10 protein-coding genes are annotated in these 13,186 nt (G+C 61.8%); 4 read left to right on the forward strand and 6 right to left on the reverse strand.

What is annotated here, in order from left to right; all coding sequences use genetic code 11:
• Positions 1-231 precede the first annotated feature (231 nt).
• The 4 genes from Q8R81_RS06685 to Q8R81_RS06700 all read right to left on the reverse strand — a co-directional run bounded on the left by Q8R81_RS06685 (position 232) and on the right by Q8R81_RS06700 (position 5,336).
• Positions 232-690 carry a tRNA (cytidine(34)-2'-O)-methyltransferase gene (locus Q8R81_RS06685; protein WP_305616648.1) on the reverse strand — a complete coding sequence of 153 codons (459 nt, stop codon included), beginning with the start codon at positions 688-690 and terminating at the stop codon, positions 232-234.
• A 38-nt stretch (positions 691-728) separates the two neighbouring features.
• Positions 729-1,958 (reverse strand): GGDEF domain-containing protein, encoded by a 1,230-nt coding sequence (locus Q8R81_RS06690; RefSeq protein ID WP_305616649.1) that lies wholly within the window; start codon positions 1,956-1,958, stop codon positions 729-731.
• Positions 1,959-2,020: 62 nt separating this feature from the next.
• On the reverse strand, positions 2,021-3,844 hold the full coding sequence (gene glmS, locus Q8R81_RS06695; RefSeq protein WP_305616650.1) for a glutamine--fructose-6-phosphate transaminase (isomerizing): 1,824 nt from the start codon (positions 3,842-3,844) through the stop codon (positions 2,021-2,023).
• Positions 3,845-4,211: 367 nt separating this feature from the next.
• Positions 4,212-5,336, reverse strand: a complete 1,125-nt coding sequence (locus Q8R81_RS06700; protein WP_305616651.1) for an AIM24 family protein — start codon at positions 5,334-5,336, stop codon at positions 4,212-4,214.
• Positions 5,337-5,523: 187 nt separating this feature from the next.
• Here Q8R81_RS06700 and Q8R81_RS06705 point away from each other — a divergent pair, with 187 nt between their 5' ends.
• The gene (locus Q8R81_RS06705; protein ID WP_305616652.1) at positions 5,524-5,949 is read left to right on the forward strand and encodes a DUF3597 domain-containing protein; all 426 of its coding nucleotides are present in this window, start codon (positions 5,524-5,526) and stop codon (positions 5,947-5,949) included.
• 188 nt (positions 5,950-6,137) lie between these two features.
• Positions 6,138-6,854 (forward strand): tetratricopeptide repeat protein, encoded by a 717-nt coding sequence (locus tag Q8R81_RS06710; RefSeq protein WP_305616653.1) that lies wholly within the window; start codon positions 6,138-6,140, stop codon positions 6,852-6,854.
• A 135-nt stretch (positions 6,855-6,989) separates the two neighbouring features.
• Here Q8R81_RS06710 and Q8R81_RS06715 read toward each other — a convergent pair whose 3' ends face one another.
• Both Q8R81_RS06715 and glmU read right to left on the reverse strand, forming a co-directional pair.
• Complete coding sequence (locus Q8R81_RS06715) at positions 6,990-10,016, reverse strand: tandem-95 repeat protein (protein WP_305616654.1); 3,027 nt, start codon at positions 10,014-10,016, stop codon at positions 6,990-6,992.
• A gap of 237 nt (positions 10,017-10,253) precedes the next feature.
• On the reverse strand, positions 10,254-11,615 hold the full coding sequence (gene glmU, locus Q8R81_RS06720) for a bifunctional UDP-N-acetylglucosamine diphosphorylase/glucosamine-1-phosphate N-acetyltransferase GlmU (protein WP_305616655.1): 1,362 nt from the start codon (positions 11,613-11,615) through the stop codon (positions 10,254-10,256).
• Between the two features lie 61 nt (positions 11,616-11,676).
• On the opposite strand from glmU, the gene Q8R81_RS06725 reads away from it, so the two are divergent.
• Together Q8R81_RS06725 and rsmA are read left to right on the forward strand one after the other, a co-directional pair.
• Positions 11,677-12,366 (forward strand): HAD-IA family hydrolase, encoded by a 690-nt coding sequence (locus Q8R81_RS06725; RefSeq protein ID WP_305616656.1) that lies wholly within the window; start codon positions 11,677-11,679, stop codon positions 12,364-12,366.
• Positions 12,363-13,184, forward strand: coding sequence for a 16S rRNA (adenine(1518)-N(6)/adenine(1519)-N(6))-dimethyltransferase RsmA (rsmA, locus tag Q8R81_RS06730; RefSeq protein WP_305616657.1), 822 nt, complete (start codon positions 12,363-12,365; stop codon positions 13,182-13,184). The genes Q8R81_RS06725 and rsmA overlap by 4 nt, the downstream gene beginning before the upstream one ends.
• Positions 13,185-13,186 lie beyond the last annotated feature (2 nt).

Consider the following 13,186-nt stretch of genomic DNA (forward strand, 5'->3'; position numbering starts at 1 on the left):
AATGTCAAAGAACCACCAAATCCAACCCAAACCCTAAGGCCAGAGACAGACATTGGCGGACAACCAATGCTCCCCGTTTCTATCCGGGGGACTGAGTGTCCGTCTATGTTGGCGACCGCTGCCAGGCTGCAGAGCAACTCCGCTGCGGTGAGAGGCCCTCTAAACACCACTCCGATTCGCGTCAACACCATCTTGTCTCTTTTTTGAAATTTGTTGGTTTTGCCCCGGAAATCAGTGGCCTTCCGTGGGTGTACCAGTCTGCCGCAGGGCCTCTCCCAGTGCCAGCGCACTGGCGATTGCGAGGTTGAGCGAGCGTACTTGCGGGCGGATGGGGATACGTACCAAGGCATCGCAGGCCTGCGCCACCGCTTCCGGGACGCCTGCGCTTTCCTTGCCGAACAGCAGCACGTCATCGGGCGCGAACCGGAAATCGTGGAGCGATTGGCGGCCCTTGGTGGTGAAGAGAATCAGGCGGCTTGGCGTGACGGCCTGATGGAAGGCCTCGAAGCCAGCGTGGCGCACGACGCTTACATGATCGATGTAGTCCATTGCGGCGCGGCGCACGCGGCGATCGTCCCATGCAAAGCCCATCGGCTCTACCAGATCGACATCGACGCCAAAGCACGCGCCAAGACGCATGACGGCACCGACGTTTCCGGCGATCTCGGGTTCATAAAGGGCCAGACGCATCAGACTTTGCCGTTCACTGCAGAAGGGATGCCCGGCGCTTACTGTCCTGCAGGCGTGGCGGCAAGGTCATCGATCCCTGCGTTGCCGTGGACGCTGACCCGGTTTCTGCCCGCTTGCTTGGCCCGGTACATTGCCTCGTCTGCACGGCTGATGCAGGCGTGGAGGGCTAGACCTCTGTCCCACGAAGCTACGCCCAGCGATCCGGTTGCAATCATATCCTCGGGCCAATCAAGCCCGCGCATCGCGGCAAGTCCCCGGCGCAGATCGTGCGCGACCTGCACGGCCCGTTCCACCGGGCAATTGCCGAGCAGGACGATGAATTCCTCACCGCCCCAGCGGGCAACGGCACCATCACCGCGACCGACCAGATCATGCGGGCCGGCATGGCGCGCGATCACTTCTGCGGCCTTGACCAGCACCGCATCGCCGATCCCGTGCCCAAAGCGGTCATTGATCGCCTTGAAATGATCGAGATCGATCAGGATCAGGGTAAGCGGCGCCAACGCATCGTCATCGCGCACTTCCAGCGCCAGTTCCTCGAAGGCGCGGCGATTGTAGAGGCCGGTCAGGCTGTCGCGGCTCGCCAGATACTCCGCTGCTGCCAGAGCGTCAGACAGGCTGTTGGCGAGGTGCTGTTTTTCCAGCTGCGTGCGGACCATCAAGTGGTTCTGGTTGCGCACGGCACTGGCCAGCCCGATCAGCGCAGGGCCGAGCCCGAGCGTGGCGACCAGCGGGATCGGGCCGATTTCTGCCATGTGCAGTATTGTTTGCGGGATCAGACAGACCAGCGCGCCGAACAGGAAGTACCCAACCAGCCGCCGCTCTGTCGCCACGACCATGCATGTCACCGCGATCGAGACAATAATCACGACGCAGACGAACATCGAGGCGATGTTGCGGCCCAGCGTGTCGATGACCGGCAGCATGCAGGCCGACCACAACACGCCCGACAGCATCGCCAGCGCCTCGTACATGCGCCACCAGCTTATGGACTGTGCGGGGTGCTTGCCGCGCCGGATCGCACGGCTCACGAGATTCATCGCCACCAGCGTTGCGGCGTTCAGTACAAGGAACAGCGTCAGCAACCTCGCGCCTGGCAGATAGGCGCCGCACAGCCCGATAAGGCCGAGCGGGACGATGTTGGTGACCTGGTAGTGCGTTATGTTTTCAAGGAAATGCAGCCGTGAAAGCCGTGCCACGTCTGCATCGGACACGGTGGCTGGCCCAGCACCCTGCGCTGCCTTGATCGAGCGTGAAGCGGCCAACATCTCCATAATGGGGCAGTTTACCTGCCCATGCTGAAGAAATGCTTAGCAATAGTGCGCGTACGCTATTCGACCGTGACCGACTTTGCCAGATTGCGGGGCTGGTCCACATCGGTGCCCTTGGCCACGGCGACGTGGTAGGCCAGCAACTGTACCGGCACGGCATAGACCAGCGGCGCGATCAGCGGGTGGACCTTGGGCATCTCGATCGTGGCGAGGCAGCCCTCGCCCGCTTCGGCGATGCCTTCGGCGTCCGAGATCAGCACGACCTTGCCGCCGCGTGCGCGGACTTCCTGCATGTTGCTGACGGTCTTTTCGAACAGCGGGCCTGACGGCGCGAGGACGATGACCGGAACCAGTTCGTCAATCAAAGCGATGGGACCGTGCTTCATCTCGCCGCTGGCATAGCCTTCGGCGTGAATGTAGCTGATTTCCTTGAGCTTGAGCGCGCCTTCGAGCGCCAGCGGATAGTCCGCGCCGCGCCCGAGATAGAGCACATCACGCGCAGGAGCGATCAGGTGCGCCATGCCTGCGATCTCGTCATCATGGCTGAGTGCAGCGTTGAGTGCGGCAGGCACTTCGACCAAGTGCTCTACAATCGCAGCCTCTTCGGCGCGGTTCATACGCCCGCGCTTGACCGCAAGGTGCGCCGCGAGCGCTGCCAGCACGGCGAGTTGGCAGGTGAAAGCCTTGGTCGACGCGACGCCGATTTCCGGGCCGGCGTGAGTGGGCAGCAGCAGATCCGCCTCGCGCGCCATCGTGCTGGTCGGCACATTGACGACGACCGCGATGGTCTGGCCCGCCGCCTTGCAGTGGCGCAGCGCGGCCAAGGTGTCTGCCGTCTCGCCGCTCTGCGAGATGAACAGCGACAGGCCGCCGGGTTCCAGCACGGGGTCGCGATATCGGAATTCCGAGGCGACATCGATGTCCACCGGCAGGCGCGCGAACTGTTCGAACCAGTATTTGGCGACCATCGCGGCGTAGAAGCTGGTGCCGCATGCGACGATAGTGACGCGGTTGATGCTGGCGAGGTCAAAATCGATCTGCGGCAGTGCGACCGTCTGCTCTACCCGGCGAAGGTAGCTGCGCAGCGTTTGCGCTACGACCACAGGCTGTTCGAAGATTTCCTTCTGCATGAAGTGGCGGTAATTGCCCTTCTCGATCGCAGCGGCGGTTGCGCCCGATGCGACGACGGGGCGCGTCACCGCGTTGTTATCCGCATCGAAAATCTGCGCGCCGGTGCGGGTGATGACGACCCAGTCGCCCTCTTCGAGATAGGTGATGCGTTGCGTCAGCGGGGCGAGCGCAAGCGCGTCGGAACCAAGGTAGGTTTCGCCTTCGCCATAGCCCACGACCAGTGGGGAGCCGAGGCGCGCGCCGATCAGCATGTCATCGTGCTGGCGAAAGGCGATGGCGAGCGCGAAGGCTCCGCGCAATTGTGGGAGCACGGCCTTTACCGCGTCGTGCGGTGACTGCCCTGCCTCGACCAGTTCGGACACGAGGTGCGCGACGACTTCGGTGTCGGTCTCGCTTTCAAACTTGCGGCCGCGCGCGATCAGGCCTTCGCGCAGGGGTTTGAAGTTTTCGATGATGCCGTTGTGGACCAGCGCGACTTCGCCGGTGGCGTGAGGGTGGGCGTTGCTGGTGGTCGGCGCGCCGTGGGTGGCCCAGCGCGTGTGGGCAATGCCGATCAGGCCGGAGGCGGGATTGCGTTCGAGTTCCAGCACGAGGTTGTTGAGCTTGCCCTCGGCGCGGCGGCGGATCAGTTGGCCGTTTTCAACCATGCAGACACCGGCCGAGTCATAACCGCGATACTCCATCCGGCGCAGGCCATCGACCAGCCGGTCTGCCACCTGTTCCTTGCCAACGATTCCGATGATTCCACACATGGTTCTGGCTTGATCCTGAAATGTCTATTCGCACGCTGTCGCACGAAAACCTTGGGATTGTCTTTCCAATCGCGAGCAAGCGGCGGTTTGTCCAGCGAGGAATGAACCGGGGTTGAAGGAGCCGTTCCGTTCAGGTTGGCAGGGGTTTTCCTGAAGGGGTTTACACAGTTTACACAGTCCAGAGAAAGACACTCATGGGCCGGTTTGCGTTGGAGAAATCGCTTTGAGAAGGGCGCTACGGCAGGCACGGCGCAGCCCTCGGAGCGGGATTGGCAAGGGCATTGAAGGGGGTGGCAGGTCACACCAGAACCCTGCCACCTTTGCAGGGCTGTAGGAAAATGGTTTGTCGGGCAGCCGCTCGCCCCGTTCAATCGCCTGAAAGCCAGCCGCCAAGCGCGCCCAGAATGCCACCATCGGATTCAAGCCCGCCTGCGGCTGAATGAATGGTCTCGCCAAAGCCCTCTGCCGAATGCCCGCCCAGGCCCGCACCGGCGGCCCCGGCCGCAACCCCTGCCAGTCCGACAGCGCCCACGACACCGGCTGCGCCCATCGCCGCCAACCCGCCAAGACTGGTTTCGCCGCCATAGCCGACGCCCTGTGCCACGCCCATTATGTTCAGTGCCAGCCGCGCAAAGGGCACGGACTGAATCCACACCGTGCCAGGCCCGGTCAGCGCCGCATAGAACATGCCCTCGCCGCCCAGTAGACGGTTGCGGATGCCGCCACCGGCCATGACCACGCGGAAGTCCACGCCTTCGGTATAAGCGGCAACGCAACCAGTATCGATATGGATGCGCTCTCCGGCCGCAAGCTGGCGTTCAATCACTGCGCCGCCCATGTGGACGAAAGCCCAGCCATCGCCTTCGAGCTTCTGCATCATGAAGCCTTCACCGCCGAACATGCCGGTGATACCACCCCGGATCATGCCCGATAGCCCCCCACCGCGCATGCCTGGAATAAGCGTGACGCCGACAGACACGCCGCGCGCCGCCGCTAGAAAGCTCTCTCGCTGACAAATAACCTTGCCGCCATAGTCCGACAGGCGCAGCGGCAGGATATTGCCCGGCATCGGTGAGGAAAAGGCGATTTTCGCGCGTTTGGAAATCCCCACGCCATCGTTGGTGAACATTGCCAGAAACAGGTTTTCGCCCGAAAGCATGCGTTTGCCGGCATTGAGCAGCTTGCTGCCCAGCCCCTGCCCCGGCCGGTTATCGGCATCGAGCACGGTGGACGGTTCGATATCGAAGTCCTTCCAGACCATCGCACCCGGCTCTGCAATAACGCTTTCGCCCGGATCGAGTTCGATCTCGACGAACTGGAGATCGTTGCCGAGAATCTGGAAATCGATGTCATCGGCAACACCAGCCGCGCGCTCGTGCCCATAGCGCGGCTGCGCCATGCCAAAGCCGCCGGCAGAGGGCATGGCGGCAGCTGTTGGCTGGCCGGGAACCGGCGCAGTGCGCCTGCCGAATCCTCCCGGTCGTTCATTCATCGTGCAAATCCCTGCTTCCTGCCAACGCCTAGGGCTACATTGTGGCAGCGACGCCTTTCAAAAAGATTGATCGCGAAAAGCAACGAACAGTCTGCTTCCGCAACAACTGGCCGGCCGCCGTCACAAATGCGGAACACAATGGAGCCACTGCCCGTTGCCACTGGTGACCCATGCGCAGGAGCAACAGATGAGCATTTTCAGCAAGATTATGGACGCCATTTCGTGGAAGGGCACGCGCCCGACACAGACCGGCCAGACACCCAAGCCTGCTCCCGCACCGGCCCCTGCACCGACCGCACCGAGCACCCCGCCGGTCCAACATGCGCCCGCGCCCGCTGCAGCGCCAGCCGCACCTGCAGCCCCAGTTGATGTAGAAGCCAACCTCACGGAAATGGCGCAAGGCAAGTCGCTCAACTGGCGCACCTCGATCGTCGATCTGATGAAGCTGCTCGACATCGATTCCAGCCTCGCCAACCGCAAGGAACTGGCGCAGGAACTGGGCTATACCGGCGTGCTCGATGGTTCGGCGGAGATGAACATTTGGCTGCACAAGGCCACCATGCGCAAGCTGGCCGAGAATGGCGGGAAGGTTCCGGCTGATTTGATGGATTGACGAGTGATGGTGGGGTGGCGTGATCGCTGCCCCGCAACTCCGACAAGACGCAGGTTGGGCACTCCCGGACGACCTGAAACCGCAAGGCAAGCCGTACTGCCTCAGATTTTGGGAGGCATGCGTGATCTCCGACTTGCGCATGTGTCAAAGTCTCTGCACGTTTGCCCGGTGTCAGGGCGGAGATGTTGATGCGTTTGTTGGCTGTGGTTCTGGGTGTGTTGGCGTCGTCGGGAACGGTTGACTTTGCGCAGGCGGAAACCATGCCTGTGGAGACAGCGCGCAGTGCCATCGACCAAGCGGGGACGGCCATCAGAGGTGGGAAACCAACGGACGCGATTGTTGCAGTGGAGCCGGTGATTGCCGCGTTAGAGGAGCAGCAGAAGGCGCAGACCGTCCAGTGCGCTGACGGCGGTTCCCAAACGATCATGCTTCTGCTGATGCAGGCGGCGGCTTCGGAAAAGCTGCCCAAGGCGGAGCAGCGAAATGCGGTCGTGATCGACAGCGCCTTTTGCACCGCACTGTTCTTGAAAGGCTTTGCGCTGATCGACCTTCAGCGCTGGGATGATGCCGAGCCATTCCTGCGCCGCGCGCACGACGCAGCACCGCTGAACGCACAGTACCTCAACGAATATGCCGAATGGCACAATTCGATGAAGCAGCGCCAAAAGTCGCATGACCTGTTCGAGCAGGCGTTTGACCTTGGCGAATTTGACACGAACAAGGAAACCAAGACGTTCAATCAGGCCCGCTCGTTGCGTGGCATGGCTTATACCGAGATCGAGATGGGACAGCTAGACAAGGCCGAAAAGAACCTGCGCAAATCGCTGAAGCTCATCCCGAACCATCCGGGGGCCAAGTCCGAGCTGGAATATATTGCCGAGTTGCGCAAGAAGGCGAAGGAATGATGGGGTCGCAAACCCAAGGAAGCGGTTGAGAGCCTCGACTGCCTGTGATCGCATGCCTGTGATCGAAGTGGGTCTCGTGTCCCAGCCTCTCCGACAGAAGCAGGGACACTGAACCTAGAGCAGCAGCTACTAACCTCAGATCAGAACGATATCGTCTGCCTGAAGCGCCGGAAGCCCCGTCAGCACGGCGATACGCACTTGTGCGCCGCTTCCGCTACCGTCAGCATCATAGAACAACGCGCCGGTTGCCTGATTGTAGATCAGGTGCTGGGCAGCCGTGGTTGCTCTGGTCCCGAAGGCGAGTTCGCTGGTGTCGAGTGCGCCAAGGCCGAAATCGGCAAGCGCGGTGAATGCCGAGATCGACAGTTCGATACGGTCCTCGCCCGCTGTGAAATCCTGCACGGTGTCAGAATTTGCCGTCAGTTCCAGCGCAGTAAACTGGAAGGCGTCAGCACCCAAGCCACCGCGCAGTGTGTCCTTGCCGCCGCCGCCATTCAGCACGTTGTCCCCCTCGTTGCCGAGCAGCGTGTTGGCCAACGTGTTGCCAGTACCATTGATATTGCCTGCACCGCTTTCCAGCGTCAGCTTTTCGACATTGGCGGTTAGTGCGTAGCTGACCGTGGCGGTGACGAGATCGATGCCGCCGACTTCCTTGCCGGTGCCCGCATCGATGACCCGCGCCTCGATGACGACATCGCCCGCATTGTCGACCCAGTAGCTGTCTGCGCCGAGGCCACCGATCATGGTATCGGCACCCTCGCCGCCCCTCAACTGGTCGATGGCGTCGCCGCCAAGCAGCGTGTCATCGCCAAGGCCGCCGAACAGCTTGTCAGCGCCAGCGCCACCTTCGATACGGTCATCGCCTTCGCCGCCATCGAGCGTATCGGCGCCGCCGTTGCCGATCAGCACATCGCCCGATGCGGTCGATCTTTCGAGGCCGTTCAACGACGTGGTTGGCGTGATGGTGTCATTGCGGTCGGTGCCGGTAATGATGAGGCCGTCGGTCAGATCAAGCACGGTGACGGCGATTTCCTGTTCGCCGAACAGACCGCCAGCGTCGCTGGCGCGCACGACGACATCATAGACGTTGTCGCCATCCTGATCGGTGGGTACCTCGAAATTCGGCGCGGACAGGAAGGTCAGCACGCCGGTCGTCTCGTCGATGGCGAAGAGCGCGGCGTCGGTACCGCCTGCGATGGCGAAGGTGGGCGTGTCACCGTCGTCGTCGGTGGCGGTGACCGTGGTCACGTCGGTGATGTTTTCCGCGATGCTGATGGCGACGACCTCGCTCCCGCCATTGGAGGTGATGACTGGTGCGTCGGCGACCGGATCGATTACGATCTGTCGGGATGTCTGCGCGATCAAACCGCGCCCGTCGGTCACACCGTAATTTAATGTCACCGTTCCGCTGAAGTTTTCGCCCGGATTAATTGTGTAAATTCCGTTATTTAATGAAACGGAGCCAAGTCCGGGAGTGAGGCTGATGAACACTGAAAGCGGATCGCCATCGACCTCGTAAAAGCCAGCCAGCAAGTCTGCCATGCTGACGCTGTAGGGGGTTCCTTCTGAGCCGTGCGGCAGGACCAGAACCCCGTCGTCCGGGTTGAACCGTGGAAAGTCGTTGACGGGACTGAAATGGATCGTGGCCGATTCCGTGGCGCTGTTCCCCTGGCCGTCAACAACAGTGTATTCGAAAGTCACAGGTCCGTTGAAATCATCGCTGGGGGTGAGGTACAGTCGTCCGTCCGCTGACGCACCAACGTTACCCCCTGCCAGCTCGACTTCCGCACTGCCCGGAAAGATTTCGATGCCGTTGATATGGGTTACCTGCAGGGTGTCGATGGTGACATCGTTGGCGCGAACATCGAAGAAGAAGCGCTGGTCCTCTGTGCCAAAGAAAAGGTCTTCACTGGTGCGCGGGCGTGTGTAGACCGAAAGGATCTGCGCCTTGATGTCCGGTTGGGCGAAGTTGTCGGTCTGCGGTCCGAAATCGGACCAGCTTATCACGATGTCACCATTGGTCAGCGTGTCGATCGAGGGCGTGACCTGCTTGTTCAACGTCTGCGTATTGACCCGGACTTCCGTGCCGATCCTGACGCCCGTGGCGCTGAATGCTTGCACTCTGATGCCGGCGCTGCTGGTATCGCCAAGGGTGTTGCTTTCATCTTCCCAGCTGACCGCGAACCCGCCGTTCTGCAGCGCGGTGACGGCTGGAAATTGCTGATTCCTGATGGTGTCGGTGTTGATGAGGAAATCGCCGCCTCGCCGATTGCCATTGGCGTTATAGATTTGCGCTCTGATGCTGAAGCCGTCTGCGTCTTCAGTCGGGGTGCGCAGATTGCCGCCACGGTCCTGCCAGGTGATGACGAAACCGCCATCAGCCAGACCGGTGACAGAGGACTGATCCTGCGGGAAATCAACATTCGAGTTTACCGAATTCATGAAGAGTTCAAGGCTGGCCCGGCTGCCATCGGCGTTGAGGATGATCGCCCTGATATCCTTGTCGCTGCCACTGCCGACGCCTTGGGTCCAGCTGATGACAAAACGGCCATCGGCAAGTGATGCGACAGCAGGAAACGTAAGATCGTAACCCGAAGCGACATTGGCCACGAATTCGTTACCAACCTTGACACCGCTTTCGGTGTAGATCTGCGCTCTGATCGTACTGTTGATTGTGCCGAAAAAGTCGGTGCGATCGGCCCAGGTGACCACGAAATTGCCATTGTTCAACGCCGTCACGGCGGAGAACTGCTGATCACCTTGCACATTGGTGTTTACGCGGAATTCGGCACCGACCCTGCTTCCGGTAGCGTCAAAGACTTGCGCCTTGATTCCGTAGGCAACCTCACCCAGCAAACCGCTGTTGTCCGACCAGGTCACGACAAACTTCCCATCGGAAAGTGCCGTGATCGCTGGATTGACTTGCGTGCCAAGCGCAGCGGTATTTACCTGAAACTCGCCACCGACCGGGGTTCCCGAGGCATCGTAAATCTGTGCGCTGATGTTCTGGTCGATAGTTGCGCCGACCTGCCGGCCCTGATCATGCCAGGCAACTACGAACCCGCCGTTGGAGAGCGCGGTCACGCTCGAGTTGATCTGCGTGCCCCCCGTCAGCGAGTTTACAAGCAGTTCCGTGCCGACCGGCGCAATGATATCAACCACAGATCATCCCCTAACAAGTGGACGATACCATGATGCGTCCATTCTCGAGGGATATGTGGATCAAAGTGGAGTTACTGACAAGCCTGACTCTTTTTCGCCATTGAATATAGCCGTTTCAAACTGACGCAGGACTCCGCGAGCGGGCACGTTGTTGATATATATTACTTTAGTTATAGTAGTCGCTACTGGCCGCACCACAAAAAGTCTGCGCTTAATCAATAAGATAAGCACTTCGCGTCAGGCCTTCTTCTCCGCCTTCTTCTTTTTCATCGCATCGTGGAAGCGGTCGGCCCAGCCTGGTTTTACCAGTTGCTCTGCCCGCACCATGCGCAATTCGCCGTCCGCCACATCGCGCGAAACGGCGCTGCCAGCCGCCACGATGGCGTCTGCGCCGATCTTGACCGGGGCGATCAGGGCGCTGTTCGAGCCGATGAAGGCGCGTTCGCCGATGACCGTCTTGTGCTTGAAGTAGCCGTCGTAGTTGCAGGTGATGGTGCCTGCGCCAATGTTGGCACCTGCGCCCACGTCGGCATCGCCGAGGTAGGTGAGGTGGTTGGCCTTGGCGCCCTTGTGCAGGACGGCGTTCTTGATTTCGACGAAGTTGCCGACCTTGGCCTTTTCGCGCAAGTCCGCGCCGGGGCGCAGGCGGGCGTAGGGGCCGATCTGGACTCCGGCGGCGAGCGTTGCGCCTTCGAGGTGGCTGAAGGCGTGGATCGTCACGTGGTCCGCCACAGTCACGCCGGGGCCGAAGACGACGTTGGGTTCGATCATGACATCGCGGCCGATCTGCGTGTCCCATGCAAACCACACGGTTTCTGGCGCGATCAGGGTTGCGCCATCGGCCATCACCTGAGCGCGGCGGCGCTGTTGCCAGCGGTGTTCGGCCTGCGCGAGTTCGGCGCGGGAATTGATGCCAGCCACTTCATCGGCATCGTCGGTCACCACCACGGCGCAAGTGCGGCCATCGGCGATGGCGATGTTGACCACGTCGGGCAGGTAGTATTCGCCCTGCGCATTGTCGTTCCCCACGCGGGCGAGCAGGCCGAACAGGTCGGCGCTGCGCAGCGCCATGAGGCCCGAATTGCAGGTGCGGCACTGGCGCTCGGCCTCGGTCGCGTCCTTGTGTTCGACCATTTTGACGATGCGGCCATCCTGAGCGATCACGCGGCCATATTGCAGCGCGTCTGCAGGTTCGAAGCCGAGCACGACGGCGGCGGGGCTATCAGCCTCGTGCAGGCGGGCGATCATGGCTTGCATCGTTTCGGTGCGCACGAAAGGCACATCGCCATAGAGGATCAGCACATCGCCATCGAATCCTGCCAGCGCGTCTTGCGCCTGCTGCACGGCGTGAGCGGTGCCAAGCTGCGGGTCTTGCACGGCAATGTTGGCGGTGGCTCCCAGCGCCTTTTCCAGCTGATCGCGCCCGTGGCCTGCGACGACAACCTGGTGCTCCGGCGCAAGCGCTGCAGCGCTGGCCATCAGGTGCATCAGCATGGGGCGGCCTGCGATGGGGTGGAGAACCTTGTGCAGGTCGCTCTTCATGCGGGTGCCTTTTCCGGCGGCGAGGACGATGATGGCGAGAGGCGTGGTGTCAGTCATGCGGGCACCTTTGCCAGACAATTCTTGCGCTTTCCAGAACGGGAGGTCACTTGCGCACATGATGGCAAGCTTTCCTTACAACATCGTCGGATTCGATCTCGACGGGACGTTGCTCGATACCAGCCGCGATCTGTGCGTGGCATTGAATCATGCGCTGGCGCTGGCGGGGCGTCCGCCGGTGCCCTTTGCCGACGTGACGCGCCATGTCGGCGGCGGGGCTGCGCAGATGTTGCGGTCCGCGCTGACGGAATCGGGCGGGGTGGACGAGGCGGCGTTCGATGGACTGCAGGCCGAATTGGTGGCGTTCTATGCCGACAACATAGCGCACCACACCACGTTCTTTCCGGGCGGAGCGGCCATGCTCGATGCGCTTGATGCGCGCGGGGTGAAGATCGCGATTGCCACGAACAAGAAGGAAGCGCTTGCGGTTCGGCTGTTCGAGGAACTGGGCATTCTCCACCGTTTTGCCTGCGTGATCGGCGGAGACACGCTGGGGCCGGGCCGGGCCAAGCCGAAGCCCGACATGCTGCACGCAATGGTGGCGCGGTGCGGTGGCGGGGCGGCGGCGTTTGTGGGCGACACGACGTTTGATGTGGGCGCGGCCAAGGCGGCTGGACTGCCGGTGGTGGCAGTGCGCTTTGGCTTCAACGATCTGCCCGCCGACGATCTGGGGGCCGATGCAGTGATCGATCACTTCGAAGAACTGGTGCCTGCGCTGGAACGCCTCGGCTGTGTTAAGGACGCGGCATGACCGATCTTCCCCCGTTACGCGATGTTATCAACCGCCACGGCCTGTTTGCCACCAAGGCGCTGGGGCAGAACTTCCTGTTCGACGAACAGTTGCTCGATCGCATCGCGCGGGTGCCGGGCAAGCTGGCGGGCGAGAACGTGCTGGAAGTAGGCCCCGGCCCCGGCGGGTTGACGCGGGCGCTGCTGCGCGCGGGCGCGAAAGTGACCGCCATCGAGATGGACAAGCGATGCTTGCCTGCGCTGGAAGAGTTGTCGGAGGCTTTTCCGGGCCAGCTTACCGTCATTGCGGGGGATGCGACGAAGATCGATGCCGCAGGGCTGTTTGACGGTCGGTGGCATGTGGCGGCGAACCTGCCCTACAATGTGGGCACGGGGCTGTTTACCGGATGGCTTTCAGGACAGGACTGGCCGCCGCAGTGGAAATCGCTGACGCTGATGTTCCAGCTGGAAGTGGCCGAGCGGATCGTGGCGCAGGCGGGGTCTGATGCTTATGGGCGGCTTGCGGTGCTGGCCCAGTGGCGCGCGGCCCCGCGCATTGCGATGAAAGTGCACCGCAGCGCCTTCACCCCGCCGCCCAAGGTGATGTCGGCCATCGTCCATGTAGAGCCGGGCGCGATGCCCGAGGGCGTTTCGGCGCGGATGCTGGAGCGGGTGACCGAGGCGGCGTTTGGCCAGCGACGCAAGATGCTTCGGCAGTCGCTAAAGGGCCTGCCCGGTGCGATCGATGCGCTGGGGGTGCTGGGCATTGATGTGCAGCGGCGTGCCGAGACGCTGAGTGTGGAGGAGTTTGTCAGCATTGCGCGGGTACTGACGAAGTAGGG

Source organism: Novosphingobium sp., from assembly GCF_030696665.1.
Lineage (GTDB): Bacteria > Pseudomonadota > Alphaproteobacteria > Sphingomonadales > Sphingomonadaceae > Novosphingobium.